24 protein-coding genes and 1 pseudogene are annotated in these 26,555 nt (G+C 62.7%); 7 read left to right on the top strand and 18 right to left on the bottom strand.

Annotated elements, in window-relative coordinates:
* Positions 1 to 100: 100 nt before the first annotated feature.
* Both nagA and CHB90_RS04310 read right to left on the bottom strand, forming a co-directional pair.
* Positions 101 to 1,219, bottom strand: a complete 1,119-nt coding sequence (gene nagA, locus CHB90_RS04315) for an N-acetylglucosamine-6-phosphate deacetylase (RefSeq protein ID WP_089276622.1) — start codon at positions 1,217 to 1,219, stop codon at positions 101 to 103.
* Complete coding sequence (locus CHB90_RS04310) at positions 1,216 to 2,094, bottom strand: glucosamine kinase nucleotide-binding domain-containing protein (protein WP_089276621.1); 879 nt, start codon at positions 2,092 to 2,094, stop codon at positions 1,216 to 1,218. The genes nagA and CHB90_RS04310 overlap by 4 nt, the downstream gene beginning before the upstream one ends.
* Positions 2,095 to 2,491: 397 nt before the next feature.
* Here CHB90_RS04310 and CHB90_RS27520 point away from each other — a divergent pair.
* Positions 2,492 to 2,689, top strand: a pseudogene (locus tag CHB90_RS27520) (IS5/IS1182 family transposase); the annotation flags it as partial.
* Positions 2,690 to 2,904: 215 nt separating this feature from the next.
* Complete coding sequence (gene aroC, locus CHB90_RS04300; RefSeq protein WP_089276620.1) at positions 2,905 to 4,020, top strand: chorismate synthase; 1,116 nt, start codon at positions 2,905 to 2,907, stop codon at positions 4,018 to 4,020.
* Between the two features lie 16 nt (positions 4,021 to 4,036).
* Here the strand turns inward: aroC and CHB90_RS04295 are convergent, their stop codons facing one another.
* The 7 genes from CHB90_RS04295 to CHB90_RS04265 all read right to left on the bottom strand — a co-directional run bounded on the left by CHB90_RS04295 (position 4,037) and on the right by CHB90_RS04265 (position 11,354).
* Positions 4,037 to 6,043, bottom strand: a complete 2,007-nt coding sequence (locus tag CHB90_RS04295; protein WP_170940978.1) for a methyl-accepting chemotaxis protein — start codon at positions 6,041 to 6,043, stop codon at positions 4,037 to 4,039.
* A gap of 106 nt (positions 6,044 to 6,149) precedes the next feature.
* A complete protein-coding gene (locus CHB90_RS04290) occupies positions 6,150 to 7,040 on the bottom strand; it encodes a DMT family transporter (RefSeq protein WP_089276618.1) in 891 nt (296 codons plus the stop codon).
* Between the two features lie 72 nt (positions 7,041 to 7,112).
* Positions 7,113 to 7,784 carry a cupin domain-containing protein gene (locus CHB90_RS04285; RefSeq protein ID WP_089276617.1) on the bottom strand — a complete coding sequence of 224 codons (672 nt, stop codon included), beginning with the start codon at positions 7,782 to 7,784 and terminating at the stop codon, positions 7,113 to 7,115.
* A gap of 176 nt (positions 7,785 to 7,960) precedes the next feature.
* Complete coding sequence (locus CHB90_RS04280; RefSeq protein WP_089276616.1) at positions 7,961 to 9,076, bottom strand: site-specific DNA-methyltransferase; 1,116 nt, start codon at positions 9,074 to 9,076, stop codon at positions 7,961 to 7,963.
* Between the two features lie 89 nt (positions 9,077 to 9,165).
* Complete coding sequence (locus tag CHB90_RS04275) at positions 9,166 to 9,795, bottom strand: ribonuclease HII (protein ID WP_089276615.1); 630 nt, start codon at positions 9,793 to 9,795, stop codon at positions 9,166 to 9,168.
* Between the two features lie 5 nt (positions 9,796 to 9,800).
* Positions 9,801 to 10,931, bottom strand: a complete 1,131-nt coding sequence (locus tag CHB90_RS04270; RefSeq protein WP_089276614.1) for a hypothetical protein — start codon at positions 10,929 to 10,931, stop codon at positions 9,801 to 9,803.
* Between the two features lie 93 nt (positions 10,932 to 11,024).
* Positions 11,025 to 11,354 (bottom strand): hypothetical protein, encoded by a 330-nt coding sequence (locus tag CHB90_RS04265; RefSeq protein WP_141135798.1) that lies wholly within the window; start codon positions 11,352 to 11,354, stop codon positions 11,025 to 11,027.
* 171 nt (positions 11,355 to 11,525) lie between these two features.
* Here CHB90_RS04265 and CHB90_RS04260 point away from each other — a divergent pair, with 171 nt between their 5' ends.
* Positions 11,526 to 11,966 (top strand): gamma-glutamylcyclotransferase family protein, encoded by a 441-nt coding sequence (locus CHB90_RS04260; protein WP_089276612.1) that lies wholly within the window; start codon positions 11,526 to 11,528, stop codon positions 11,964 to 11,966.
* A 171-nt stretch (positions 11,967 to 12,137) separates the two neighbouring features.
* On the opposite strand, the gene groL is transcribed toward CHB90_RS04260, so the two are convergent.
* Both groL and CHB90_RS04250 read right to left on the bottom strand, forming a co-directional pair.
* Positions 12,138 to 13,781, bottom strand: a complete 1,644-nt coding sequence (gene groL / locus CHB90_RS04255) for a chaperonin GroEL (RefSeq protein ID WP_089276611.1) — start codon at positions 13,779 to 13,781, stop codon at positions 12,138 to 12,140.
* Positions 13,782 to 13,826: 45 nt separating this feature from the next.
* Complete coding sequence (locus tag CHB90_RS04250) at positions 13,827 to 14,138, bottom strand: co-chaperone GroES (RefSeq protein WP_089276610.1); 312 nt, start codon at positions 14,136 to 14,138, stop codon at positions 13,827 to 13,829.
* Between the two features lie 364 nt (positions 14,139 to 14,502).
* Between CHB90_RS04250 and CHB90_RS04245 the strand changes: the two genes are divergently transcribed.
* The 3 genes from CHB90_RS04245 (at position 14,503) to CHB90_RS04235 (ending at position 17,848) form a co-directional block, all read left to right on the top strand.
* Positions 14,503 to 15,873, top strand: a complete 1,371-nt coding sequence (locus CHB90_RS04245) for a metallophosphoesterase family protein (RefSeq protein WP_089276609.1) — start codon at positions 14,503 to 14,505, stop codon at positions 15,871 to 15,873.
* 127 nt (positions 15,874 to 16,000) lie between these two features.
* Positions 16,001 to 16,921: a DMT family transporter gene (locus CHB90_RS04240; RefSeq protein ID WP_170940977.1), complete on the top strand. Its 921-nt coding sequence runs from the start codon at positions 16,001 to 16,003 to the stop codon at positions 16,919 to 16,921.
* 54 nt (positions 16,922 to 16,975) lie between these two features.
* A complete protein-coding gene (locus CHB90_RS04235; protein ID WP_089276608.1) occupies positions 16,976 to 17,848 on the top strand; it encodes a sulfotransferase domain-containing protein in 873 nt (290 codons plus the stop codon).
* A gap of 3 nt (positions 17,849 to 17,851) precedes the next feature.
* On the opposite strand, the gene CHB90_RS04230 is transcribed toward CHB90_RS04235, so the two are convergent.
* A complete protein-coding gene (locus CHB90_RS04230) occupies positions 17,852 to 18,523 on the bottom strand; it encodes a DUF2161 domain-containing phosphodiesterase (protein ID WP_089276607.1) in 672 nt (223 codons plus the stop codon).
* 84 nt (positions 18,524 to 18,607) lie between these two features.
* Here CHB90_RS04230 and CHB90_RS04225 point away from each other — a divergent pair, with 84 nt between their 5' ends.
* Positions 18,608 to 19,600 (top strand): TraB/GumN family protein, encoded by a 993-nt coding sequence (locus CHB90_RS04225; protein WP_089276606.1) that lies wholly within the window; start codon positions 18,608 to 18,610, stop codon positions 19,598 to 19,600.
* Between the two features lie 100 nt (positions 19,601 to 19,700).
* Here the strand turns inward: CHB90_RS04225 and CHB90_RS04220 are convergent, their stop codons facing one another.
* The 6 genes from CHB90_RS04220 to CHB90_RS04195 all read right to left on the bottom strand — a co-directional run bounded on the left by CHB90_RS04220 (position 19,701) and on the right by CHB90_RS04195 (position 26,361).
* Complete coding sequence (locus CHB90_RS04220) at positions 19,701 to 21,722, bottom strand: M3 family metallopeptidase (protein WP_089276605.1); 2,022 nt, start codon at positions 21,720 to 21,722, stop codon at positions 19,701 to 19,703.
* Positions 21,723 to 21,749: 27 nt separating this feature from the next.
* On the bottom strand, positions 21,750 to 22,841 hold the full coding sequence (locus CHB90_RS04215; RefSeq protein WP_089276604.1) for a HesA/MoeB/ThiF family protein: 1,092 nt from the start codon (positions 22,839 to 22,841) through the stop codon (positions 21,750 to 21,752).
* On the bottom strand, positions 22,841 to 23,311 hold the full coding sequence (gene dut, locus CHB90_RS04210; RefSeq protein WP_089276684.1) for a dUTP diphosphatase: 471 nt from the start codon (positions 23,309 to 23,311) through the stop codon (positions 22,841 to 22,843). Before dut ends, CHB90_RS04215 begins: the two co-directional genes overlap by 1 nt.
* Positions 23,312 to 23,315: 4 nt before the next feature.
* Complete coding sequence (gene coaBC, locus CHB90_RS04205; RefSeq protein ID WP_089276603.1) at positions 23,316 to 24,563, bottom strand: bifunctional phosphopantothenoylcysteine decarboxylase/phosphopantothenate--cysteine ligase CoaBC; 1,248 nt, start codon at positions 24,561 to 24,563, stop codon at positions 23,316 to 23,318.
* A 131-nt stretch (positions 24,564 to 24,694) separates the two neighbouring features.
* Complete coding sequence (locus CHB90_RS04200) at positions 24,695 to 25,486, bottom strand: ChaN family lipoprotein (protein ID WP_089276602.1); 792 nt, start codon at positions 25,484 to 25,486, stop codon at positions 24,695 to 24,697.
* The gene (locus tag CHB90_RS04195) at positions 25,483 to 26,361 is read right to left on the bottom strand and encodes an RNA polymerase factor sigma-32 (protein WP_089276601.1); all 879 of its coding nucleotides are present in this window, start codon (positions 26,359 to 26,361) and stop codon (positions 25,483 to 25,485) included. Before CHB90_RS04195 ends, CHB90_RS04200 begins: the two co-directional genes overlap by 4 nt.
* Between the last annotated feature and the right edge of the window lie 194 nt (positions 26,362 to 26,555).

The raw sequence follows: 26,555 nt of genomic DNA, 5'->3' as shown, positions 1-26,555 counted from the left end.
CTAACACTGAACTTAGCATATATTTCAGACTCTTAATGAAAAGCGTAAAAAGGCATCACCTTGCGTCACCTTGCCGGGAACGCGGCGCCTGCAGATCCACCTAAAACTCTGTCGACGACGCCTCGCCACTGTCCGACAAATGGATAAATGGCGCAATAAATCCGGGACCAGCCAAGGTGGATCCGGACAGCAAGCGGGCCGGGATCGTTGTCGCCATGCTCAGCGCCTGAACAAGCGGCACGCCCACCTCCTGCGTCAGCACTCGGATCGCCTGCGGCATTGTCAGATCGGCCCCAGCCAAAGTGCCGTCCTCCAATGTCAGCCGCCCCTCAGCGCGCAGGACACGGCGCCCGCCCAACCGAAACTCCTGCAACTCGGAGGAGAGCGTGGCCATGGCATCGGTCACAAGGAACAGGCCGCCCGGTCCACGCTTGGCCGCAACCGCAGCGCGCATCGCCGCAGGATGGACATGGACACCGTCTGCGATGATTCCCGCACAGGCCGCACCCGAATCCAGTGCCGCGCCAACAAGACCCGGCGCGCGATGCCGCAGCGGGCTCATGGCGTTGAACAGATGCGTGACACATCGCGCTCCGGCGGCAAAAGCCACCATGGCGGTGTCGTAGCTGCAATTGCTGTGCCCGAGCGAGATCAACACCCCAGCCCGCGCAAGCCGCGCGATCTGCGCGGGGCGGGTGCTCTCTGGCGCAACGGTCAGCATGAGCCGGGGCAGCCTGTGCGCCGCGTCCTCCAGAACCGCCACGTCCTGATCCGTCATCGGCCGGATCAGGTCTGCGTCATGAGCCCCCTTTTGTGCGACGTCCAGGTGCGGCCCCTCCAGGTGCAGACCCGCGATGCCGGGCACTCCGTCGGCGATGGCCGCCGCCACCGCCTCGATCGCGGCGCGGGTGCGATCGGGTGTGTCGGTGATCAGCGTGGGCAGGAAAGCCCGCGTCCCCGTAGAGGCATGGGCGGCGGCAATCACGCGCAAACCCTCGACGCTGGTTTCGTCGTTGAACATCACGCCGCCGCCGCCATTGGCCTGCAAATCCACGAAACCGGGCGTCAAAACGCCCCCTTCCAGGACCACAGCTGTGTCTGAGGGGGCCTCCTGGATGGGCAGGATGGCGACGGCGCCATCCTCGACGACCAAAACCGCGTCCTTGTGCAGGGTCACCCCGTCAAAAACCTGCGCGCCGCAGTAAACAATCCGCGTCATGCCCCGCGCTCCGCCGCGCTGCGGGCCATCTGCAGGGCCCCGTCCAGCGCAGTGCCCGCCGGTGCCACAAGGCGCTCCTGCATCTCCGGAGGCAGCCAGTCCGCATAGGCCGGCCCCAAGCCCCCCGCCAGACAGACCGGCGCAGCTTCCGCCGGATCCAGCACCATCAGCGCACGACGCAGATACGCCGCACCATCCTTCATCAGGGCACGACCGTGGGCATCCTCTGGCGCCGCCACGACAAGCGGGGCAAGTTTCGCATAATCCGCGGGCCGCGCCGTGGACGCAAAACGTACGATGGACATCGCCGTACCTCCGGTTTTCTCCAGCACGCCAAGCGTCAGGGCAGAATGCTTCTCCAGCCCATCATGACACAGCAAGACCCGTTCCAGCAGCGCTCGTCCCAGCCATGCACCCGAAGCCTGATCTGAAACCTGCAAACCCCAACCACCGAGCCGAACCAGCGCCCCACCTTGCCGCGCGGCCAATACCGATCCGGTCCCGACAGAGACCAGCACGCCGCTCCCGGCACCCAAAGCACCAGCCGCCGCCGTCTCAAGATCGTCGCTGACTGTCGCCCGGCGCACCCCGCAGCCTGCAGCGATCCGCAAGATCACCTCGTTCGTCAAGGCTCCGGCCAGTCCCAGATGCCCGACAGACGACTGCCAGACGTCCGCCGAAAGCGCCGCCGCATGAATCGCCGCCCCAATTGCCTCCCGCACGTTGGCCATCGCCTGATCCAGATCCGTTGTCGCATTGGCCGGGCCGGCAGTCCCCTCGCCCAATACCTGTCCTGCCAAGGTCGCGACCACCGCGCGGCAACCAGAGCCGCCGCCATCGACTGCGATCAGATAGGTTTCGGATACTTGCACCATAGATGGATCAATGGCACAGGCGTCTTCTTCGAAAAAGCCACAAATCCTGAACGCATGCTCCTTTGGCCTCGAGGCCTTGGATCCATTGATTTCAGTCGGCTGAGGTGATTCACCGTCCGATCACACAGCTGAAACCTGTCTGATCGTTTCTGGTTGAGCGATGTGCAGATGGCGCGTCTGGAACCCCGTTTTCAAATGCCCCACGAGAAGTCATGGGAATGTGATTCCAGTGTTCTGAACGGGACTATCTTCATTCAATCCAATCGGTTGCAATAGCGTGATGCTCCAAAGGCATACCGCCTTCACAAGACCCTGTTCGCCCGTTGAAAGCGGCGCGGACCGCGAACGGCTCGAGAGGTATGGGGAATCGTTGTAAAACAGATGGATAGCCTTCAGAATCCTAGGCTACAGGCAGCGCAAGGCGACGGCGAAAAACGTCAAACGCCGATACAAGCGGCGCAACTGCGTCGAGATTATGTTGTTCGGCAGGACCAAGGACGGTCGTCGCGTTGCGAGCCGATATGAGCACGGCCCAAAGGCCCTTCTCGCGGCAATCGCCCTTATCGCAAGCGGTATCAGGTGGGCAAAATCCTGAGTCTAGAGCAGGGCCCTGTTTGACTGAACCAATAGTGTTTCGGCTGGATGGCGGGTTTCGAATTGCCGCTTTGGCTGTCCACTTTCATCGTCACGACCGCAGACCGCACCACCGGTGCCGTCGCGGATATTGCCCGTCAACGTCAAGAGTTGCTCGAATAGTCTTGGCTTTGGCACCCGGCTTGCGTATTTCGCGCACAAAAGAGGGGACGCGCCATGAGCCTGAACACATTTGGACATCTCTTTCGTGTCACGACCTGGGGTGAAAGCCACGGACCCGCATTGGGCGCGACTGTGGACGGCTGCCCGCCGGGGATCGAAGTCACCGAGGCGCAGTTGCAGCACTGGCTGGACATGCGCAAACCGGGCCAGAACAAATACACGACCCAGCGGCGCGAAGCGGACGCGGTGAGGATCCTGTCCGGCGTGTTTGATGGACGCACCACCGGGACCCCGGTGCAGTTGATGATCGAGAACACCGATCAGCGGTCCAAGGATTACTCCGAGATCGCGCAAAAATTCCGGCCCGGCCATGCCGATATTACCTACTTCCAGAAATACGGCCTGCGCGACTATCGCGGCGGGGGGCGATCCTCGGCACGCGAAACCGCCGCGCGGGTGGCGGCCGGCGGGCTTGCACGGGCAGCTTTGACCGCGTTGATCCCCGGGATCGACCTGCGCGGCTACATGGTTCAGATGGGGCCGCGCAAGGCGGACAGGGCCCGTTTTGACGACGCACAGATATCCGCCAACCCGTTCTGGTGCCCCGATCCGCAGGCCGCCGAGGAATGGGCCGGGTATCTAGATACTTTGCGCAAATCGGGCGAAAGCGTCGGTGCCGTGATCGAGGTTGTGGCGCGCGGCGTGCCCGCAGGGCTTGGCGCACCGGTCTACGGCAAGTTGGACACTGATTTGGCGGCAGCGATGATGTCGATCAACGCCGTAAAAGGGGTAGAGATTGGCGACGGCATGGCGACCGCTGCCTTGACCGGCACCGAAAACGCCGACGAGATTACCATGGGCAAGGACGGGCCAGTCTACAGTTCGAACCACGCAGGCGGTATCCTTGGCGGCATTTCCTCCGGGCAGGACATCGTCGTGCGTTTTGCCGTCAAACCGACCTCATCCATCCTGACACCGCGCAAAACCATCACGGTTCAGGGCGAGAACACCGAAATCGTCACCAAGGGGCGCCATGATCCTTGTGTCGGCATCCGCGCCGTGCCGGTGGGCGAGGCGATGATGGCCTGTGTGCTGCTGGATCACCTGTTGCTGCATCGCGGTCAGATTGGCGACGCCGGTGGCCGGATTGGTGATACCGACCGATCCTGAACCGGATCGCCCGACGTCAGAAATCCGTCCACTGACCTTCGCCGCCCACGGCCTTGCGGCGTGTCGGCGTGGCGTTATACATGTCATGATCCTCCGCGCTGTCTGGGTCGACCACCACCTGAACCGGCGCCGGTTCCAAGGCCCCCGCCGACCAGTTCCCGTGCACCAAGGTCGCGGTGTCTGCGGCGGAAAAGCTGCCGTCCGCTACAGTCGTTTCAGGGCCTGAACGAACCATTTCAGGGCCTGACCGAACGTCTGTTCCGGGTGTCGGCGCTGCGGCCTCCCAAGACGCGGCTTGATCGCGTTTTTCCGCAGCAGAGAATTGCGCGAGGACATCCGACAGGCGCGTGGCCTCGACCCGCAATTCCTGGCTTGCCGTGTTGGTCTGACTGACCATAGCGGCATTTTGCTGAACCGCCTTGTCCAGTTCGCTCACCCCCATGTTGATCTCACGCACGCCGCTGGCCTGATCCTTGGCCGACGTGGCGATGTCAGAGACCATTTCAGAAACCTCTGTCACGCTATCAACGATGTGGTTCAGGGTTTCGCTGGTTTCTTGTACCAGCTTCTCGCCATCCTCTACCTGTTGCGAGCTGTTCAGAACCAGTTCCTTGATTTCGCTGGCAGATTCCGATGCGCGCTGCGCAAGGCTGCGCACTTCGGAGGCCACCACAGAGAACCCCTTGCCGGACTCGCCCGCGCGCGCCGCCTCAACCCCCGCGTTCAACGCCAGCAGATTGGTCTGGAACGCGATGTCGTCAATGACCGTGATGATCTGGGAAATCTGTTCGGACGATTTTGCGATCGACCCCATCGACTGCAGCGCGCGCGCCATGACCTCACCGCCTCTTTCGGCGCGTCGGCGCCCTTCGACGACCTTGGAATCCACATCCTGCGCCCGCTCCGACGCTGATTGCACACTGGCTGACAATTCATCCAGCGCCGCCGCCGATTCCTCCAGCGTGGCGGCCTGCACTTCGGTCCGGCGAGACATCTCATCCGACATTGTAGACAGTTCATTGGCATTGTCGGTCACCGCGTCGGCGCTTTGCTGCAGGGAGCCGACAAGCCCCTCAAGTGCCTCCGCAAGGCTGTTGAAATCTGTGCACAGGGTGACATAGCTCTCGCCCAGGTCATGCCATTCCTCACCGTCGATTCGGCTGCGCAGGTCGCCGTTCCGCAGCTTGCTCATGGCTACGCCAAAGGTCTGAAACAGGTCGATCCGGCGACTGTTTTCTTCGGCTGCGCGTGTCTCGGCGGCATCGGCAGAGATCAATTTGCCACGCAGATCTTCAAGCCCGCGCGAAATCATCCCCGCCTCGTCGGCACGGTTTGTATCGACAAGTTCAAATTCATAGTCGTGATCGGCCAAGCGGGCGACCGCATCGCTGGCGCGCCGAATGGGCAGCGACAGTGACCGGCCAAAGGCAAAGGCAAGAAACAGGGCAACCACCATGACCACCGCGTTGCCCACAAGCTGTTTGATATCAGCGGCTGCGGCGACCTTGTTTGCATCTGCATCCAGCGCCGACACGTTTTGGAACAGGGCCTCAGAGATGACGGCCAGTTCGGCGCGTGCATCCTCCAACCCTGGCAGGATCGCCTTGTAAGCAAACGCCTTGCGGTCGAACAATGAAAGCCCGGCGAGAGCCTCTACCTCAACAGCCAAAGGGCGGAGCTTCGCCGCCATCTCGTCCAGTTCGATCACCAAATCTTCTTCAGAGGCAGAGAACACTTCCGGGACAGCGCCAAAATGGCGCTGGACCGCCGTCATGCTGGTGCGCATTTCGTCAATCTGCGGGTCATCACCGGCAACGAACAACATCATCGCAAGCTCTGCGTTCTGGGCCTGCCGGATAATCTGCGCCAACAGTTCACTTTCCTTGGACAGATCCAAGGTCTGGTGCAGTTTGGCTGTCAGTTCGGATTTCACCGTCCAGGAAATGGCCGACAGAACCAGAAGTGTCGCGATAAAGGCCGATGCCAGCAACATCACCTGTATTCGGATCGTGAACCTGCCCATGAAGTGCCCTCGCGCCATGACGCCAGGCACACAGACACCCGGCTCCTGGAACCGGGTGTAGCGACAGGTCCGTAAACAAACGTTACCAACCCCTCTTCAGGGGCACTCAATTCTTGAGAGTTTTATCTTGTACCGCAGGAATCCTGGCCAATTGCACCGCCAGAATGCCCGCCGCGATCACCGCAACGCCGATCAGGTCCAGCGGCCGCAGCGATTCGCCCAAAAGGACTGCAGCAATGGCCACTCCGAAAAACGGGTTGAGAAAGTGGAACGTGGCCGAACGCACGGCACCGATCCGGTCGACCAACAGGAACCACACCAGCGTCGCGGCCAACCCCGGTACGAGAACCGTGTAGGAAAAAGCCACAACAAGGCTGACGGACCAGTCGATTTCTGGCGTCTCCAGTGCCAGCGCCGGAACCGTCAGGACCGCGCAGCCCACCAGCATCTGCAAGCCCACGACCATCAGAAAGTTCCCGCCCGATGTCGCTCCGCGCAGCGACAGCGTGGCGACCGTCAGCGCAATGACCCCGGCCACGCAAAGCGCCAGACCAAAGGGATCGACCCCACCGCCAAACCGCGCGCCCATGATCAAGGCAACGCCAAGGATACCCGCACAAAGCCCGGCAAGCGCAAGCGGGCGCGGCCTGTCACCGTGGAACATCCACCCCGCCAGCGCGACGAGCAGCGGCATCGTCGAGGCAATGATCGCCGCAAGCGAGGCCTCGACCGTTTGCATGGCGACAAAGTTCAGCCCCAGATACAGCGCGTTCTGGCACAGGCCGAAAATCATGGTCGCCCGCCACTGGCCACGCGTCAGGTGCCACGTCTGGCCCAGCATGCGCGCCACGGCAACCGCCAGCAGCCCGGAAATCAGGAACCGCAGCGCCAACGCCGACAGCGGCGGCGCTGCGGCAACGATGATACGGGCAGAGGTGAAGGCCGAGGACCACATCACCGCAAAGGCGAGGCCCATGAAAATCGCACGAATATCCATGGCCAAGGCTTAGGGCCTTTCAGGCACCTCGGAAAGCCCATAGTCACCCAGCCTGGCCGCCATGTGGCGGGCTCAGCCCCGCGCTCCGGCAGGCAAGTGTCCGGTCTTGATGAAGATGAGACAGCCCTCATCGGAATACGGCGCATGGTGCGACCGATCCGGGCTGCGCAACCATGTGCCGGCCGGGTAGCGCCCGTTTTCATCCTGCAATACGCCCTCGATCACAAAGACCTCTTCGCCCCCACGGTGGCCATGGGATTCCAGCCGGGTGCCGGGGGCAAAGCGCACCAGCCGGACGACCTCGGATCCGTGTGAGTGCAGCGGCAGCACGGTCAGGCCGTCTGCGGAACCGGGGAGAAAGGCCGCCGACCGCGTGTCGATCACCACTTGTTCAGTATCCGCCGGGTCGAACTGACAAAGCTTGACCAAAATGGTCGCGCCCCCTGGACCGATGTGGGGCGTGTGCGCGGTGCCGATTGGATTGCGCACATAGGTTCCGGCGGGATAATCCGCGTGCTCATCCGAAAACACACCGTCAAGGACCAGAAACTCCTCTCCGCCGCCGTGGCTGTGCCGGTCAAAGGCGCTGTCGGGAGCGAATTTCACGATCGTGGTCGCCCGCGCGACCTCATCACCGATCCGGTCCAGCATCATCCGTTCGACCCCGTTCGCAGGCGAGGGCCGCCAGTGATAGTCCTCCGGTCGGACCACCACCGGCTTCGAGAAATCGGCATTCAGTTCCATCCGGGTCTCTCCATATTGGCACCCATTCTATTTAGGGCGACGCGGAAAGGCAGACCAGCCCGGCATTGCCCCATGAAAAATGCCCCGCCTGCCAAAGGGCAAGCGGGGCCAGTTCGAGCCACGCGCATAGGCGCGGCATCGGCGGTGTTCGGTAAAATGTCCGGATGGATCGACGCTCAGCTTGGGCGTTCACTCATCTCCGAGCGGATCTGCTGACGCAGCACGTCGATGGGCACTGTCTTGCCGTCCCGTTTGAAGCACCAGTAGGTCCAGCCGTTGCAGGACGGCGCGCCTTCCAGCTGGGCGCCGACTTGATGGATCGACCCCTTGACGTCATTCCCCACCAGGGTGCCGTCGGCCCGGACCTTGGCCTTGTGGCGGCCATTCATGCTCCACAGTTCTTCACCCGGGCGCAACATGCCGCGCTCGACCAGCTGGCCAAAGGGCACACGCGGTTCGGCGCGTTTCGAGGTGCTGACCTGCAGCGCGGTCTTGTCAAAGGCGCGGACCTTGGCGATGCGCTTTTCGGCAACGGCGCGATAGGCATCCTCACGTTCGATCCCGATCCAGTCGCGGCCCAGCATCTTGGCCACGGCTCCGGTTGTTCCCGTACCAAAGAACGGGTCCAGAACCACATCGCCCGGATTGGTCGAGCCAACCAGAACGCGGTGCAGCAGCGAGGTCGGCTTTTGCGTCGGATGCGCCTTGTCGCCGTTGTCATCCTTGAGCCGCTCACCGCCATTGCAGATTGGCAGCACCCAGTCGCTACGCATCTGGATGCCCTCGTTCAGGGACTTCAGCGCCTCATAGTTGAAGGTGTATTTGGCTCCTTGACCCTTGGACGCCCAAATCATCGTCTCATGCGCGTTTGTAAACCGCTTGCCGCGAAAGTTGGGCATCGGGTTGGCCTTGCGCCATACCACATCGTTCAGGATCCAGTAGCCCGCGTCCTGCAACGCCGCCCCCACCCGAAAGATGTTGTGATATGAGCCGATCACCCAGATCGCCCCGTCGGGCTTGAGCAATCGGCGCGCCGCTGCGAGCCAGTCTTGGGTAAACTTGTCGTAGGCGGCAAAACTCGAAAACTGGTCCCAGTGGTCGTCGACCGCGTCCACCTGGGAATTGTCGGGGCGGTGCAGGGTGCCCTTGAGTTGCAGATTGTACGGCGGGTCGGCAAATATCAGATCAACGGACGCCTCCGGCAGACTGTTCATCACATCGATGCAGTCCCCCGCCAGGATCGTGTTGAGAGGGAGCGCATGCGCGCTCGTTACCTTGGTCATCTTCGTCATTCTCTGCCTCTGTCCCCGGCACGTTTTCGCGCTCATTGGTTAAGGAAAAGATGAGTCAAAGGTGATTCGCGGTCAATTCTATTTTTGAATCAGCCACTTGAGTTTTTCTCTTGCCACAAGATATCGCGCACCGGGGCAAAGGAACGTCTATGCAGAGGGGTCACCCCCAAATCTCGGAGTGCAGATTTGTGACACTTTGTCGGATACCCGGCGTTTGTTTCCCAGCCGTATCCGGGAAACCGTGTCGCGGCCTCTTTCATGACATCATCCCGCCAGTTTTTCGCCACAATTGAGGCCGCCGCAATCGACGGCGACACCCCGTCGCCGCCCACCACCGGTGTCGCGGGACAGGGCAAATCGGTTGGCAGCCGGTTGCCGTCGATCAACAGATGGTCGGGTACAACGGGCAGATCCGCCACCGCGCGCCGCATGGCCAGCAGGCTGGCTTGCAGGATGTTGATGGCGTCGATCTCTTCGACGCTGGCCATGCCCAGCCCCACCAGCGCGCTTTGCCGCAGCAGCGGCACCAGATGGTCGCGGCGCTTGGCGCTCAGCCTCTTGGAGTCGTTCAGCCCCTCGGGGACGGACTCACGGGTCAGGATCACGGCGGCGGCCATCACCGGCCCGGCCAGTGGCCCGCGCCCCACCTCGTCGACCCCGGCCACGCGGGTACATCCACGCGCCCAGAGCGCCTCTTCAAGGCGGAGCGTCAGTGCCATGTGGATCAGCCCGCCATGCGCCGCACGGCGCGCAGGCGCATTACAAGCCCACCCGCGCCTGCAATGGTCAGAACCACCAGCGCGCCCCACCCCAGATACGGGATCAAGCTGATCAGGCCAGCCAGCAATGCGCCAAGGAACGCCGCCGCAACCCGGCCGATCCACGGCACAGGCAGGTTTGGCACATAGCTCAGCGCCCAGTGGCCCAGCGCATAGGCCCCGACAAACAGCCCCGCCGCGCCCAACGCCGCCGCCGCCAGCCAGAAAAATGGCGTCAGTAGCGCACCGATCATCGTCACCGCCACCACAACGCCGCCCCCTGTCAGGACGGACAGGCCGACGAACCCGGCACCGACAAGGCGCAGGGGACGCGCTGCGATCTTGTCCGCCATATCCGTCATCCGTACCGGTGCCGCCAGCGCCGCCAGCGCCGCAATCGCCCAGACCACGAGCACCCAGTACACCATGTCGGACAGCTGTTCGCCAAAGCTGGGCTTTGGCAGTCCGGCTGGGTGCTGGAACGCGCCGCTGACACGTTTGTATTTCAATTCGATCCGGGTGAGCCGGTCCGCCCCGACCACGCTTTCCGGAACAACTGTCGCGCCGACCACGTCCTCGTACAGTGTCAGCGTCCCGTCAATGCGCGCCCCGGACCCGAACGTCAGTTCCCGCGACGAGATGACAGCGTCCCCCGCAACCGCAGCGTTCAGTTCCACAATCTCGCCGTTGGCAATCAGGCTTTCGCCGACGGTGCCGTTCACGACGACCTCGGACCCAAATGCGCGCAGGTCGCCCGCAATCGCCGCGTCCACCGACACGGTATAGCCCGCCAACGCCACGTCCCCGGCCACCGGCGCGCTGACCCGCACGCGCTGTCCGGCAGCGTAGAGACTGCCGCCCAGATCCGCGTCCACATCAACCCAGCGTCCGGCCATATGCGCCGTCCCCGTGACCGGCGCAGCCAGCTGCACCCGCTGGCCCGCCAGAAAGGCGTCGTCGCGCCCCGGTTCGGACATGCGAACGGTGGCCCCCGCCTTGTAGATGTCATTGCCAAACAGTGCCTGTTCGGTCCCATCCTGTGCCAGCGCCGGCGCGGCCAGCAACAGGCCCAGCGTCACCAGACATTTCTTCAACATAGGCTGAACTCCTCTGCTCTGCCGGAGCCGATTCTAGCCGCTGACCATGCCAGCCGCCTTGTTCTGCCTTAAAGCGCGGGTCGCGGGCCGGTCTCAACCCCTTTTGGGATCGACCTGCACGCCTTCGTCCGAAAGAAATGCCGTGATCAAGGTCAGTACGGCCTCTTCTTCGGTCACCTTGCGAGATCCTATCCACATCTCCAGCCGCGCACGTTCTTCACAGCTCAGTTGCACAAGGATCGGGCGCCGGTCGCCAGAAGAGACAGTCTTGGTCCAGCCGGTCCCTGCATCCAGTGCGCGACGCAAGGTTTGCCGCACCAGATAGGCCAGCGGAACATGAGCGGTGGACTGGCGTACCAAAACCTTCCGCAACGGTTCTGGCAGGCCCAAAACCAGCGCCTTTCTAGGGTCCCGGCGACTCATGGCTCTCCTCGTTTTTGGATTTGCGAACCTTAGCAGAATACCCGGTCGCCGCGAGACCCGATCTCGTGAAAGTTGTCATTGACGCAGTCTGCGCACGCGTAATGCCAAACCCTTTCAGCAATGGCCAAAGCACGCTAAGTCTGAGGGGCCAATCCAGCCGAGTGGGGTTTCATGTCACAGTTCACCTATCTTTTTGTCTATGGCACGCTTTTGACCTCCGCCGACCACCCGATCGGCACACGGCTCCGCGAGGGGTCCGATTTGATTGGACTGGGCTGGATTCGGGCCCGGCTGTATCACATCGAAGACCCCGAAGACCCCGGCCAACGCTATCCGGGCGCGGTACCATCAGGCTATGACCATGACCGGGTCCACGGCGAGGTGTACGCGCTGCATGACGGGGCTGAGGCGCTGATCGCCGCCTTTGACATCTACGAGGCCTGTGACCCCTCCCGCCCGGAGCCACATGAATTCATCCGCCGCCGCATCCCCGTGACGCTTGACGACAATCGCGTGATCGAAGCGATTTCCTATCTCTATTCCTGGGATCTGTCGCGTGCAACGCGGGTGCCGTCGGGCCGGTTCAACCGTCAGATTCCTCTAGTCGTCTGAACCACAGGCAACAGCATCCCGCGTCCCTGACCGCCGCGCCACGCCCGGGCAGTTGCAGTGGCGCCCGCGATCCTCAAACGCACAAAGGCGCCCGAGGGCGCCTTTGCTTTGTCTCTTGGCGATGTCGGGGGACTTGCGCCCCCCGGTCCCGCTTCGCTGGGCGAAGCGTGATTACATCATGCCGCCCATGCCGCCCATGTCGGGCATGCCGCCACCTGCGGGTGCGCCGTCTTTGGCGGGCTTGTCGGCAACCATTGCTTCGGTGGTGACCAGCAGGCCAGCAATCGATGCGGCGTCTTCCAGAGCGGTGCGGACAACCTTGGCCGGGTCGATCACGCCGAACTTGAACATGTCGCCATATTCATCGGTCTGCGCGTTGTAACCAAACTTGAGATCATCCGACTCGCGGATTTTGCCAGCCACAACAGACCCGTCAACGCCGGCGTTCTCGGCGATCTGGCGCAGAGGTGCTTCCAGTGCCTTGCGAACGATGGTGATACCCGCGTTCTGGTCACTGTTGGCGCCTGTCAGACCTTCGAGAACCTTGGCACCCTGAACCAGGGCCACACCGCCGCCAACGACGATACCTTCCTGAACAGCTGCACGAGTCGCGTTCAGAGCATCGTCCACACGGTCCTTGCGCTCTTTCACTTCGACTTCGGTCATGCCGCCGACGCGGATGACGGCAACGCCGCCTGCCAGCTTGGCAACACGTTCCTGCAGCTTTTCACGGTCGTAGTCCGAAGTGGTTTCTTCGATCTGGGTACGGATCTGGGAAACGCGTGCTTCGATCTCGGCCTTTTCGCCTGCACCGTCAACGATGGTGGTCTCGTCCTTGGTGATCGTGACTTTCTTGGCGGTGCCAAGCATGTCCATGGTCACCGACTCCAGCTTCATGCCGAGGTCTTCGGAGATCACCTGGCCGCCGGTCAGGATCGCGATGTCCTGCAGCATTGCCTTGCGACGATCGCCAAAGCCCGGTGCCTTGACGGCAGCGATCTTCAGGCCGCCACGCAGCTTGTTGACCACGAGAGTTGCCAAGGCTTCGCCTTCGACGTCCTCGGCGATGATCAGCAGCGGCTTTTGCGACTGGATGACCTGCTCGAGCAGCGGAACCATCGGCTGCAGCGACGAGAGTTTCTTCTCGTGCAGCAGGATCATGCAGTCTTCGAGATCTGCAACCATCTTGTCCGGGTTGGTCACAAAGTAGGGCGACAGGAAGCCACGGTCGAACTGCATGCCTTCGACGACATCGGTCTCTGTTTCCAGGCCTTTGTTCTCTTCGACGGTGATGACACCCTCGTTGCCGACTTTCTGCATCGCGTCCGCGATCTGACGACCGATTTCCGCTTCGCCGTTGGCGGAGATGGTGCCAACCTGCGCAACTTCGTCAGAGTTCTCAACCTTGCGGGCCGCGTCCTTGATCGACTGCACGACTTTCGAGGTCGCCAGATCGATGCCACGCTTGAGGTCCATCGGGTTCATGCCAGCGGCAACGGCCTTGAGGCCTTCCTTGACGATGGCCTGTGCCAGAACGGTCGCGGTGGTGGTGCCGTCGCCGGCCTCATCATTGGTGCGGGAAGCAACTTCCTTCACCATCTGTGCGCCCATGTTCTCGAACTTGTCTTCCAGTTCGATCTCTTTGGCGACAGACACACCGTCTTTGGTGATGCGCGGTGCGCCGAACGACTTGTCCAGGATCACGTTGCGGCCTTTGGGGCCCAGTGTCACCTTGACCGCATCGGCCAGAATGTTGACGCCACGCAGCATTTTATTGCGGGCATCAGTATCGAATTTCACATCTTTTGCAGACATCGCATGTCCTCCTTAGAAGTCTTCGTTGGCGATCACGACTGGCGTTCAGGCAGCGGCTGCTGCTGCGTCGTCAGTGATGATCCCGAGGATGTCGCTTTCCTTCATGATCAGCAGCTCTTCGCCACCGACATTGACTTCGGTGCCGGACCACTTGCCAAAAAGGACTTTGTCGCCTTCCTTGACGCCCATCTCGATCAGCTCGCCGCTGTCCTTGCGTGCGCCTTCGCCACACGAGACAACCACGCCTTCTGCCGGCTTTTCCTTGGCGCTGTCAGGAATGATCAGCCCACCAGCAGTCTTTTCGTCGCCTTCAACGCGACGGACAAGCACGCGGTCATGAAGCGGTTTGAATGCCATCTCCGAGTCTCCTAGCTCAAAGTTTCTTCTTGCCCCCTCACCGTATGAGCGGGGGCATTAGCACTCACCGTAGTCGAGTGCTAACGGCGTCTAGCTAAGGATGAGTCACAGTCCTGTCAACATGGAGACCGGGAAAATTTGGCGCGCTTGCCGCGACGGAGACGGGTGCGGACCGGCCAACCGGACAAACCAGAGGTCGCTGACATATGAGCAGCGCCAGATATTGCCACCCACCGCGCGCAAAAACATCGCTCGACGCCGCACTCTCATCCGACGCGTGCATTTGCAGAACACGACTCGCCTCGAATCGCCTTTTGCGAAAAGCTGTCCCTGATTGAGATCCAAGGTGCCACAAGGATATGCCATGACCATTTTGCCCAGAGTCCTCCGCACTCTTGCCCTTTGTCCCGCTGCGCTGCTGGCCTTTGGGCAACCAGCCAATGCGCAGAGCACGTTTCTCACCCTGTCGGACGTGCACTACGGCATCGCGGCAGAGGAACACGTCTGGGGCCACAGCCATGAAACCAGTAAGGCGCTTTGGGACAAGGCCCAGACCAAGGCCCGCGCCCTGCGCGACAGCGAGACCGCAGCCTTTACGCTGTATCTCGGCGACATTCCCGCTCACAATCAGGCGGATGCCGCGCGCAAGCTGGAGTTCACCACCGTTCTGTCCGGGTTGGCCGCGATCGCGGGGGACACGCATCGGCTCTATTTCCTGCCCGGCAACAACGACAGCCTGGACCGCGACTATTGCGCCTTCGACAGTGGCGGTCAGGTGCCGTTTGTGGCGGACGACAATTACGACCCTACCAAAGGCGGCCCGCCCACCAACCAATGGCCGACCCTGCGCGCCGGAGACACGCTGATCGACGCCAGCCATGTAGACCACGGCTATTACTCTGCCTATCCGCTGTTGCCGGACACCGGGTTGCGATTGATCGCGCTCAACACCGTCATGTTCACCGACGACTATGGCACCGGATTCCACTGGGACGCCTGCGAAAACGCCCTGTCCATCGCGGACATCGAAACCCGGATCGCAACGCAACTGGAATGGCTGGCCACCCAACTGGCGCAGGCCGAAACCACCGGTGAAAAGGTCATTCTGGCCATGCACGTGCCACCCGGCATCGACGGCTATGGCGGCGGTCCGATGTGGACCGATGCGCGCGGGTATTCAGGGGGCGGGTACACCGGCGATGATCCGCTGTTCAAAGCCGCAAGTGCGGCAGGTGACTATACCATTGAACGTGTTTTCCTGGCGCTGACAGCCCGCCACGCCACGACCATCTCCGCCATGCTGACCGCCCATACCCATCTGGACGATCTGCGCCTGCTGACCTCCTGTCAGGGCGACATCGCCGGGATCGCCTATGGCGTGCCGGGGATCACCACGGACCACGGCAACAACCCCGCGATGAAGGTCTTTGGCCTTGACGCCGCCTTTGCGCTGGATCGGGCCACCACCTATTTCGCAACTGAATTCACCGCGCCAAAGTACGATTGGCACAGCGACACGCACTACGGGTTCGCAGCCACTTATTGCCCGACAGGACAGAACTGTTCCGGCTGTCCTCTTTCCGCTGTGCTGGCAGCATGGGACGGCGACACCCCGAGTATTGCCCAGCGGATGCTGACAGTCCTGCGCACCGGGCGTGGCTCTGTCAGCGGTCACTACTACGCGGCAGCGCTGGACGCCGCACCAAACTGCACACGGCCCCGAGCCTTGCGGTAAGTCCCCCGGGCAACGGTCAAGACGGCGGCAGGGATCAACCCCGTCCAGACGGAACGGCGCGGTGGGCATTGCACTTGGCCTCAAAGCTGCACTAGGTTCGCTCCGACACCCCCAGACAGAGCCCCCCATGCCCGCACCGATCGCCGCGCCTCTGCGCCATGCGCCTCCGCCGTCGAGTTCCGATAACCTGCGCGGCATCGTCCTGATGGCGCTGGGGTTCTTTTCCTTTGCCGCCTGCGACGTGATGGCCAAGGTCCTGACCGAAGCGCTGCACCCGGTGCAGGTTGTGTGGTTCCGGCAAATCGGCCTCGCCCTGGGTGTGATCGTCCTGCTGGCTCTGCGCGGGCCGTCCGCGCTGCGCTCACGACTGCCAATCTTGCAGATCACCCGCGGCCTGCTGGCAGTTTGCTCGGCAATCTGTTTCATCATCTCGGTCAGCTTTGTTCCGCTGGCCGATGCCGTCGCCGTGACCTTTATCGCGCCCTTCATCGTCACCCTTTTGGGTGCGTTTGTCCTGCGCGAATCCGTCGGCATCCGCCGCTGGATCGCCGTTGGCATCGGTTTTGTCGGCATGCTGATCGTGATCCGCCCCGGTCTTGGCGTGTTTCATCCTGCCATCGGCTTTACCGTCGCCGCCGCCTGCTTTTTTGCCCTGCGCCAAGTCCTGTCGCGCAGCCTGAGTGGGGCGGACCCGGTCATCACAACCGTTACCTATACCTCGCTCACCTCCATCGTATTGGTCAGCGTCGCCCTGCCCTTTGTCTGGACCACACCGGACCAGCTGTCGCTCTGGCTCGTCGCGTTCGGACTTGCCGCCACCGCCGGACTGGGAGAGGTCCTGGTGATCCGCGCGCTGGACATCGCTCAGGCCGTTGTGCTGGCCCCGATCCACTATTCGATGATCATTTGGGGCACCTTCTACGGCTTTGTGGTCTTTTCCGACCTGCCCGATGGCTGGACACTGATCGGCTGTGGCATCATCGTCGCCTCAGGCCTGTATACGCTGCATCGCGAGCGTCTGGCGGCCAAGGCCCCGCCAAACACTTGACGCAGCGGCACCTGAGCGCGCACTCTGAGGGGTCGCAGCAGAAAGCCCCTCACCATGACCGCCGCCCCACCCGAACCGGCCTTGCGTGACTACAAGGATACGCTCACCGACTCGCGCCGATGGGGCGCCTTCACCCCGCGCGATGGCGATATCGTCGTCTCGACGCCGCCCAAATGCGGCACCACATGGACCCAGGGCATCCTTGCGATGCTGATCGCCGGGGATCCTCTGGTCGACGCAAAAACCTCGATGAAATCGCCGTGGGTCGACATCTGCATCCGCGATGTCGCCGAGGTCATGGCCCGGCTGGAGGCACAGGACCACCGCCGTCAGGTCAAGACCCACACCCCCTTTGACGGCGTCCCCTACTGGCCGCAGATGCGGTACATCACCGTCTACCGGCACCCGATCGACGTGCATTTTTCGTACCGCAAACACGTCGCCAACATGTCCGTCGATTTTGCAGCCGACCTTTTCCCGGACGACCTGTCCAGAGGGTTCCGGCTGTTCCTCGACGGCGATCACATCGACGCCGTCAGCCTTGAATTCATCCTGACCCACTACCGCGAGACCCTGGCACGAGAGCCCCGAGAGAACATCCTGCGCCTGCACTACGCCGACATGACCCGCGATTTGCCCCGCACCGTCGCCCGCATCGCAAAACACGTCGGCATCGACCACCCACAGGCGCTGCTGGACGCAATCGCCGATGCCGCAACCTTTGACAGCATGAAGTCCAACGCCCACCGCTTTACCCCCTCCGCCGGACAGGAATTCTGGCGCAACGACGCAGAGTTCTTCAACACCGCGTCATCGAATAAATGGGAAGGCAAACTTTCGCCCGAAGACCTTGCAGCTTATGACGCACGCATGGCCGCCGCGCTGTCGCCAGAGGACCGGCGCTGGCTGGAATGGGGAAGCGCCTGAGCGTCAGCGCGGCTCCCAGCTATAGGCCCAATGGGTTAGCGCCTTGTGACCATCCTTGGTCAACGCATAAATCCCGGTCCCGACCTTGTCGAACCAACCATAGTGGTTGTCGCGCATGATCCGCGTGGCTTGGGCCACACCCGTGGCCGCCGCCACATCGCGCCCCCGGCACCGTCCCGCCTCTGCCAGATGCGCCGCACAGGCCAGCGCATCCTGCCGGTAGCCGGTGACAATCCCGTGGCGGGTCGCCCCGCCATCGTTGGGGTCGCCCCGGAGCCGCGAAAACTCGCGCAACAGTTTGACCGCCTTTGCCTTGGATCGCCTTGGCGCATAGGGGCCGGGATCGCACATCACCTCAACCGTCCCGTCGGCGCGCACGGTGATGAACCCCAGACCCAACCGCCGACACAGCGACAGGTTGTCCTTCAACGCGCGCCGTGCCGTGCGCCCGGCGGGTCGAGGCACGGCGATATAGACAAAATCGGTCACGCCTAACCGCGCGCAAGCCTGATGAAACAGCGACAGGGTGATCCGCAGTTTCAGTTCGACAATCACCGGCGGTTCGTCCCCGCGCACAGCCACCAGATCGGCGGCGCCGACCTCGCCCTTGACCTCATAGCCTTGCGCCACCAGCAACGCCTTGACCGGCGCATACAAATCGCTTTCCCGCTCCATTTGCGCAGTCTCACCAGCCTGCGCGCCCTTGTCCAGAACCGGCGATGCCGACTATGAAAAGACACCCCTCAAGAAAGGCCCGCCATGCGACCGATCTTCCTTGCCCTGACCTTCCTCGGCCTGATGGCCGGACCGCTGCACGCCGCCTGCGACGGGCAAAGCCTGACCCCCACGCTGACCACCGCCGAACGGGCAGAACTGGACACGCGCCTTGCCGACCTGCCCTATGCCTCCGGCAACCACTGGCGCGCCACGCGGGGCGACGCGGTCCTGCACCTGGTTGGCACCATGCACCTGGGAGAGCCGCGCCTGGACGGCCCGACATCCCGTCTGACCCCACTGGTCGAGGGCGCGGGCCTGCTGTTGCTGGAAATGGCTGCCGACGAAAAAGCCGCACTGGAGACGGCGCTGGCCACCCGCATGGACATACTGCTGTTGCCAGACAAAACGCTGCCCGACCTCTTGCCAGAGGCGGAATGGCAAATGCTGGCCGATGCCATGCGGCAGCGCGGCGTGCCGCCGTTCATGGGGGCCAAGATGCGGCCGTGGTATGTCTCGATCCTGCTGGCGATCCCGTCCTGCATGAAAGAGCAACTGGCCGAGGCAGACGGCCTGGACGCGCGGCTTGAACGTCACGCCGTGGCGGCAGGCGTTCCCGCACGCTCGCTTGAACCGTATGAGACCGGGTTCAAAGCCTTTGCCGACATGCCGTTCGAGACTCAGATGCTCATGGTGCGCTCTGCGCTCAGTGCCCCCGAGGACGGCGAGGACCTGTTTGAAACCATGCTGACAGCCTATTTCGCAGAGGATCACGGCGCCAGCCAGGTGGTGCTTGAGGTGCTGTCGCCCCGTCTGACCCCCCTGAGCGAAGCCGAGAACAAACGCGTCTTTCGCGCGCTGGATGAGGCGTTGATCTCCAGCCGCAACCGCGCCTGGATTCCGGTGCTGGAGGATGCGCTGGAGGAGACCGATGGCTATGTCGTGGCGGCCTTTGGCGCGGCGCATCTGGCCGGACACGAAGGGGTATTGCAACTGCTGGCGGATGAGGGTTTTACCCTCGAACGCCTGCCGTTCTGAGCAGCCCTGTCTGGCAAGTACCAAATTGCCGGGGACGGTGGGCGGGGCGATGTTCGGGCCAAGGGCCCGGACGAGCGCCGTTGCCGTCCCCGGCTGACATTCAGGCGGCCAGACCGCGCCCCTTCAACAGCGCGTCAACCCCCGGCATCCGGCCCCGGAATGCCATGTACAGCTCTTCAGCCTCCGCAGATCCGCCTTTCGACAGGATGAACTGTTCCAGCTTTTGCGCCGTCTCGGGGTCAAACGCGCCGCCCGCCTCCTCAAAGGCCTCAAAGGCATCCGCGTCCATCACCTCGGACCACATGTAGCTGTAATAACCCGACGAATAGCCGTCCCCGGCAAAGACATGGGCAAAATGCGGCGTCGCATGGCGCATGGTGATAGCACGCGGCATCCCGATGCCTTCCAGCACCTCTGCCTGTTTCTGCATCGGATCGGCGGGAGGCGTACCGGAATGGAACTCCAGATCCACCAGCGCCGAGCCAATGTATTCGACCGTCTGAAACCCCATGTCGAAGGTCGCCGCCGACAGAACCTTGGTCAGCAAAACCTCCGGGATGGCCTCGCCGGTGTCCGCATGGGTCGCAAATTCGGCCAACACCTCCGGTACTTCCAGCCAGTGTTCGTACAGTTGTGAGGGCAGTTCGACAAAGTCGCGCGCCACCGATGTGCCAGACACCGAACCGAATTCCACATCCGACAACATCTGGTGCAACGCATGGCCAAATTCGTGGAACAGCGTGCGCGCGTCGTCATAGGACAACAGCGCAGGCTTGCCCGCTGACGGCTTGGCAAAGTTGCAGACATTGACCACGATCGGCGCTTTTTCCACCGGGCGCTTTGCCTGTGACTGGAACGCGGAACACCAGGCTCCCGACCGTTTTGAGGACCGCGCGAAATAGTCCCCGATGAACACCGCTACATGTGTGCCGCCGCGTGTCACTTCCCACGCCTTGCAGTCGGGGTGGTACATCGGCACGTCCAACGCGTTGAACTCCAATCCGAACAGCCGGTTGGCGCAGGCAAATGCGGCCTCGATCATCCGGTCCAGTTGCAGGTAGGGCTTCAGCTCTGCCTCATCCAGATCGTGCTGCGCCTTGCGCCGTTTTTCCGCGTAATAACGCCAGTCCCAAGGCTCCACCGGCCCGTCGATCCCGTCAGCGCGCAGCAACGCCTCGACCTCGGCGGCGTCCCGCTCGGCCGCTGCCTTGGCAGGTTCCCAAACCGCCATCAACAGCTCGCGCACCTTGTCAGGCGTGCCCGCCATTTCCGTCTCCAGCTTGTAGGACGCGAAATCCGCATAGCCCAACAACTGTGCCCGCTCCGCGCGCAGGCCCAGAACCTCGGCGGCTATCCCGCGATTGTCTGTCTTCCCGCCGTTTTCGCCCCGCATCACCCAGGCCCGCCACGCCTTTTCGCGCAGGTCGCGGCGCGGGGAGAATTGCAGAAACGGCACGATCAAGGACCGCGACAGGGTCACCACCGGCCCGTCCGCCCCTGCGGCCTCACCAGCGGAACGCGCCGTATCCACGACGAACTCTGGCAATCCCACCAGATCTGCCTCGGACAGCGCCATCGACCAGGCAGATTCATCCTTGAGCAGGTTCTGCGTGAACTCCGTCCCCAGAACCGCCAGCCGCGATTTGACCGCCGTCATCCGGTCCGCCTCATCGCCCTCCAGCGCGGCACCGGCCCGGACAAAGCCGCGGTGCGTCAGGTATAAAACCCGCGTCTCTTCCTCATTCAGGTCCAAAGCTTCCCGCCGGTCCCACAGATCCTGAATGCGCCCGAACAGCGCCGCGTTTGCATAGATCGCAGAGGAATGCGCCGACAGTTTCGGGCTGAAATCGCGTTGCAGCTCTTGACGCTTGTCGTTGCTGTCCGCCCCGGAGAGGTTGAAAAACACGCCCAACACCTTGTCCAGCGCCTCGCCCGATCCTTCCATCGCCTCGATGGTATTGGCAAATGTCGCCGCCTCGGGGTTGTTGGCTATCGCCTCGATCTCGGCCATGTGGAACGTCAGCGCCTCGTCCAGCGCCGGGGCGAAATCATCATCAGAAATCTCGGCAAAGGGGGCAATGCCGAACGGCGTCTGCCAGTCGGAAAGCAACGGGTTGGTCATGGAAGTCTCCTGTGTGTCGCCGTTTAGCTAGGCGTCGGGACCGCCTGCTTCAATCGCGGCGGTCGATTTCATGTGGCCCGTGCCGCAAACCGGGCAATCCTCGCGGCGCTTCAGCCGGATCTTGCGGGTCTCGCCCCAAAGCGCGTCATAAATCAACATCTCCCCCCGCAGGACAGCCCCGGCACCGGCGATCAGCTTGATGCATTCCACCGCCATCATGGTGCCGATCACGCCGGGCAATGGCCCTAAAACACCCGCCTCGGCGCAACTCGGCGCCAGATGCGCGGCCGGGGCCTCGGGAAAGATGCATTGATAGCAGGGACCGGACTGCGCCGGGTCAAACACCGACACTTGCCCCTCCCACTGGCTGAGCGCGCCTGAAATCAGCGGTTTGCCTGCCGCCACACAGGCGCGGTTCACAAGGTAGCGCGTGTCGAAATTGTCGGTCCCGTCCAGCACCACGTCGTAATCGGCCAGCAAATCAGCCACAACCTCCTCGGTCAGTCGCCGTTTATAGGGGCGCACCTCAAGGTAGGGGTTCAGTGCCTCCATCGCGGTCTGCGCGGAAAACACCTTGGGCATCCCGATCCGCGCATCCGTATGGATCACTTGTCGCTGCAAGTTGCCGCTGTCGACCACGTCATCGTCGATCACGCCCACCGTGCCGACACCTGCCCCAGCCAGATACAACAACACCGGCGAGCCTAACCCCCCGGCCCCCACCACCAGCACCTTTGCCTGTTTCAAACGCTTCTGACCCGGACCGCCCAGTTCCCGCAGCACGATATGGCGGGCGTAACGCTCCAGCTCACCGTCGCGGAACTTGCCCGCGTCCGGTTGCGGCGCATCATGCGTTTCCTTGTCCCGCACCCGCGCCTTGACCCGACGCAGGACCAACGCATAGCCAAACCCCAATGCGGCAAGCCCGCCCAAGATCAGCCATCCCGCTGCCCCGCCGCCTGTCGCCTCACGCAAGGGGTGCCCCACTGGCAGTACAACCTGCACAATCAGGACGACGACATACAGCAGCCCCAGCATGTAAAACCGCGCGCTGCGCGGCACCTTCATCAGGTGGCCAATCGCCCAGATCACCGTGGCAAGCCCTAAAACCAACAGCATCAGCCGCGCCCCGTCGAGCCAAAGCCGCCCGTTCCGCGCGCCGTGTCCTCCAAAGCGCCCTCTTGGAACAGCGCCCGCACCACCGGGGCCACCACCATCTGCGCAATCCGGTCGCCGTGGTGGATCACAAACGCCTCATTGCCGGCGTTCATGACAATCACCCCCAGCGGCCCGCGATAGTCGCTGTCAATCGTCCCCGGCGCATTCGGCAACGTAATCCCGTGTTTCAACGCCAATCCGGACCGAGGCCGCACCTGCACCTCGAACCCGTCCGGAATGGCAATCCGCAGCCCCGTCGGCACCAGCGCCCGCGCCCCCGGCACCAGCATTAGTTGCCCCCGGTCGGGCAGGTTGGCGCGCAGATCCGCGCCCGCCGCCCCTGCCGTGGCATAGACAGGCAGGCCCAGCGCCCTGTCCGCCGCGTCTTCCCACTCAAAGGCAATCGCGACCTGTGCTTCTTCTTGGGTCAAATGCTCATTCTCCGCCCGGGCCTCGCGCACCGTCCCATGGCCCAGGCGCGCGTACGACCGCCCCCAACGCCTCGGCGATCCGGCCCGCCAGCTTTTCGGCCACCGCCCGCTTGGAGGCGCGCGGCCAACTTTCCGCGCCTTTGTCAGAGATCAGTACCACGGCATTTTCGGCCCCGCCCATGATCCCCGTTGCGGGGGATACGTCATTGGCAAGAATCCAATCACACCCTTTGCGCGCGCGCTTGGCAGTGGCATTCTCAACCACATCGTTGGTCTCGGCAGCAAAGCCCACGACCAGCGCGGGCCGCCCCTCATCCATTTGCGACACCTCGCGCAGGATGTCCGGGTTCTCGACGAATTCCAGTACCGGTAACTTGCCACCGATCTTCTTGATCTTTGCATCCGACGCGCTGGCCACGCGCCAATCGGCCACGGCGGCGGCAAAAACCCCCGCCTCGACCGGCAATGCAGCCAGAACAGCCTCGCGCATCTCGCGCGCGCTTTGCACCTCGATCACCTGAACGCCCAGGGGCCGCGCCGCGTCGGCGGGGCCGGTGACAAAAACCACCTCGGCCCCCAGATCGCGCAGCGCCTCGGCAATCGCGGTGCCCTGCGCGCCGGATGAGCGGTTGGCGATATAGCGCACCGGGTCAATCGGTTCATGTGTGGGGCCGGAGGTGACCAGCACACGCCGCCCCCCCAACGGCCCGGCGACAAAGAACCGCTCTATCGCGGCGATGATCTCCATCGGTTCAGCCATACGACCCGGACCATGTTCGCCACAGGCCATGTCGCCCACATTCGGACCGACCACACGCACCCCATCCGCCTGCAAGGTGGCAAGATTGCGCTGCGTCGCCGGGTGCTCCCACATGCGCACATTCATCGCCGGTGCCATCATCACCGGCGTGTCGGTCGCCATCAGCAGGGTTGTGGCCAGATCGTTGGCGTGACCACCCGCCATCTTTGCCATCAGATCGGCGGTGCCAGGGGCCACCAGCACCAAGTCCGCCACGCGGCTGAGCTGGATATGGCCCATCTCTGCCTCCTTGGTCAGGTCAAAAAGGTCGCGATGCACCTCTTCTCCCGCCAGCGCAGAGACGGACAAGGGTGTTACGAACTGCTCTGCCGCGCGCGTCATCACCGGAGTGACCGACGCCCCGCGCTCTCGAACCCGTCGGATCAGGTCAAGACATTTGTAGGCGGCAATGCCGCCGCCGATGATTAGCAGAATGCGTTTTCCGGCCAGCACGTCGCGCCCCCATTTAAGACGTCCGCACTATGCAGCACCCGCGCCTGTCCGCAAGACCCGGCTCCCGCTCAGATCCCCTGCCCCAGACCCGTTCCGGGGTCTCTCGGCCACCAAGAACAACCCCGTCACTGTCAATTTTTTCGGAACGCATCGCAGGGATCGCCTCGGTCCACGGCGGACGCGACCGCCTCTATCAGATCGAATCCCCCTTCGGGTGGGCTACGCCCGACTTCTCCCTGCCCCAGGGCAAAAACCGATACATCCGGCGCGGCTTGCAAGAACAGATAAGTCGCCCCCCAATCCTTGCGCGCATGTCCGTTGCCTGTGATCACCACTACCGGCCCGCCGGTCTCTTGCAAGGCCGACAACGTCGCCGCTGCCAGTTCGGCGTCGCGCAACCTTTGGATATCGACCATTATTGGCAACATTTCAAATGGCAACGCATCGCAATGCGCCGCCATCTGCAACGCTTCACGCTGCGCCTGCTGATCCTTGGCCAAGGGGGCATCCAAACCGAACACTGCGGCGTCGGCACCAAAAATCTCGGCCACGCCTTGCCCCATGACGGCACGCGCCTCTTCCCGCGACAGTTGCGCGCCAAAATGCCGGGCATCCGGCGACGCCGCAAAAATCGGATAATACATCGAGAAATCCGGCCAACCGCTGTCAGACCAAGACAATGCGACCGACAGGGCGGCCACATTGTCGATCAGTTCAGGCGCTACCTTTGCCGCAGCCTCTGGCCCCAGCATTTCCCAGACAACCGCCGTGGGCTGCACCTCTGCCACGATCCGCGCCTGCCGCAGGTGATGGGCAGGATTGTCATGCACCTCACCCAGAAACAGCACGTCGGCATCGGTATAACCCTCTGCTGCAGCAGAGGAGGCAAAAGCCATCAGGCAAGGGAAAATGAAATTTCTCATGCGAGAAAGTGATGCACTTCTCCGCTCTGCGCCTCAAGGGCTTTGCGCATCTTGCCAAAGGCAGCGGCCTCCAACTGTCGCACCCGCTCTTTCGACAGGCCCAGTTCATCGCCCAGCGATTCAAGCGTCCGGGTTTCGTCCCGCAACTTGCGTTCGCGCACGATAAACCTCTCGCGATCATTCAGCGATCCCATCGCCTGAACCAGCCAATCGCGCAACTGTTCGCGGTCATGGGTGTCCTCGACAATCTCCGACGCCTGCGCACCGTCATCCTCGATCGTATCGATCCACTCGCGCCCCTCATCCTCGGCAGACTGGGTGGCATTCAACGAAAAATCCGACCCCGACAACCGCCCCGACATCATCTCGACGTCACGCATCGGCACGCCGATCTCGGTAGCGATCTTGTGGCGCAGCTGATGTCCGTCCAGTTCCTGCCCCGAGGCCGCCGCCTCGCGCTCTATCCGGGCCTGAACCCGGCGCATGTTGAAGAACAGCGATTTCTGCGAAGAGGTTGATCCGGTCCGCACCATCGACCAGTTGCGCATCACATAGTCCTGGATGGATGCCTTGATCCACCACACCGCGTAGGTCGAAAAGCGCACGCCGCGATCCGGGTCAAACTTGTCTGCCGCCTTCATCAGGCCCAGGCCAGCCTCTTGGATCAGGTCGTTCATAGGCGCGCCGTACCGCTTGAACTTTGACGCCATCGAGATCGCCAGCCGCATATAGGCATGGATCAACCTGTGCAGCGCCTGTTCGTCGCGGTCATCGCGCCAAGCATAGGCCAGACGCAATTCCGTCTCCGCGTCCAGCAACTCGGCCTTCATGGCCCGACGCGACATGCTCTGGTCATTGAAAGTATCAAGTGCCATTTTCGTTCCCCTGGTGATCTTGGCCCCCTCGGGTCTGGGGCATTGTACCTGATACGCCGGGTGCCGTCTGACGGATCACTTTGTGGCTAAAAAATGCTGCGTCCTGAAATTTTCGTGACGATTTCGCTCGGTGATCACCCCTTTCACGAAATCTGATTTCCGGATGCCGCTGCGCTTCGTTACTTAAACGCAAA

Origin of the sequence: Antarctobacter heliothermus (genome assembly GCF_900188425.1) — a bacterium.
Lineage (GTDB): Bacteria > Pseudomonadota > Alphaproteobacteria > Rhodobacterales > Rhodobacteraceae > Antarctobacter > Antarctobacter heliothermus.
The sequence above is the reverse complement of the archived record's forward strand: the minus strand, read 5'-3'. Positions and strand labels throughout refer to the sequence as shown.

What these genes read in the sequence shown, in the direction of transcription:
- nagA (WP_089276622.1), bottom strand. Translation starts at nt 1,219, where the DNA reads ATGACGCGGATTGTTTACTGCGGCGCGCAGGTTTTTGACGGGGTGACC.
- CHB90_RS04310 (WP_089276621.1), bottom strand. Translation starts at nt 2,094, where the DNA reads ATGGTGCAAGTATCCGAAACCTATCTGATCGCAGTCGATGGCGGCGGC.
- aroC (WP_089276620.1), top strand. Translation starts at nt 2,905, where the DNA reads ATGAGCCTGAACACATTTGGACATCTCTTTCGTGTCACGACCTGGGGT.
- CHB90_RS04295 (WP_170940978.1), bottom strand. Translation starts at nt 6,043, where the DNA reads ATGGGCAGGTTCACGATCCGAATACAGGTGATGTTGCTGGCATCGGCC.
- CHB90_RS04290 (WP_089276618.1), bottom strand. Translation starts at nt 7,040, where the DNA reads ATGGATATTCGTGCGATTTTCATGGGCCTCGCCTTTGCGGTGATGTGG.
- CHB90_RS04285 (WP_089276617.1), bottom strand. Translation starts at nt 7,784, where the DNA reads ATGGAACTGAATGCCGATTTCTCGAAGCCGGTGGTGGTCCGACCGGAG.
- CHB90_RS04280 (WP_089276616.1), bottom strand. Translation starts at nt 9,076, where the DNA reads ATGACGAAGATGACCAAGGTAACGAGCGCGCATGCGCTCCCTCTCAAC.
- CHB90_RS04275 (WP_089276615.1), bottom strand. Translation starts at nt 9,795, where the DNA reads ATGGCACTGACGCTCCGCCTTGAAGAGGCGCTCTGGGCGCGTGGATGT.
- CHB90_RS04270 (WP_089276614.1), bottom strand. Translation starts at nt 10,931, where the DNA reads ATGTTGAAGAAATGTCTGGTGACGCTGGGCCTGTTGCTGGCCGCGCCG.
- CHB90_RS04265 (WP_141135798.1), bottom strand. Translation starts at nt 11,354, where the DNA reads ATGAGTCGCCGGGACCCTAGAAAGGCGCTGGTTTTGGGCCTGCCAGAA.
- CHB90_RS04260 (WP_089276612.1), top strand. Translation starts at nt 11,526, where the DNA reads ATGTCACAGTTCACCTATCTTTTTGTCTATGGCACGCTTTTGACCTCC.
- groL (WP_089276611.1), bottom strand. Translation starts at nt 13,781, where the DNA reads ATGTCTGCAAAAGATGTGAAATTCGATACTGATGCCCGCAATAAAATG.
- CHB90_RS04250 (WP_089276610.1), bottom strand. Translation starts at nt 14,138, where the DNA reads ATGGCATTCAAACCGCTTCATGACCGCGTGCTTGTCCGTCGCGTTGAA.
- CHB90_RS04245 (WP_089276609.1), top strand. Translation starts at nt 14,503, where the DNA reads ATGACCATTTTGCCCAGAGTCCTCCGCACTCTTGCCCTTTGTCCCGCT.
- CHB90_RS04240 (WP_170940977.1), top strand. Translation starts at nt 16,001, where the DNA reads ATGCCCGCACCGATCGCCGCGCCTCTGCGCCATGCGCCTCCGCCGTCG.
- CHB90_RS04235 (WP_089276608.1), top strand. Translation starts at nt 16,976, where the DNA reads ATGACCGCCGCCCCACCCGAACCGGCCTTGCGTGACTACAAGGATACG.
- CHB90_RS04230 (WP_089276607.1), bottom strand. Translation starts at nt 18,523, where the DNA reads ATGGAGCGGGAAAGCGATTTGTATGCGCCGGTCAAGGCGTTGCTGGTG.
- CHB90_RS04225 (WP_089276606.1), top strand. Translation starts at nt 18,608, where the DNA reads ATGCGACCGATCTTCCTTGCCCTGACCTTCCTCGGCCTGATGGCCGGA.
- CHB90_RS04220 (WP_089276605.1), bottom strand. Translation starts at nt 21,722, where the DNA reads ATGACCAACCCGTTGCTTTCCGACTGGCAGACGCCGTTCGGCATTGCC.
- CHB90_RS04215 (WP_089276604.1), bottom strand. Translation starts at nt 22,841, where the DNA reads ATGCTGTTGGTTTTAGGGCTTGCCACGGTGATCTGGGCGATTGGCCAC.
- CHB90_RS04200 (WP_089276602.1), bottom strand. Translation starts at nt 25,486, where the DNA reads ATGAGAAATTTCATTTTCCCTTGCCTGATGGCTTTTGCCTCCTCTGCT.
- CHB90_RS04195 (WP_089276601.1), bottom strand. Translation starts at nt 26,361, where the DNA reads ATGGCACTTGATACTTTCAATGACCAGAGCATGTCGCGTCGGGCCATG.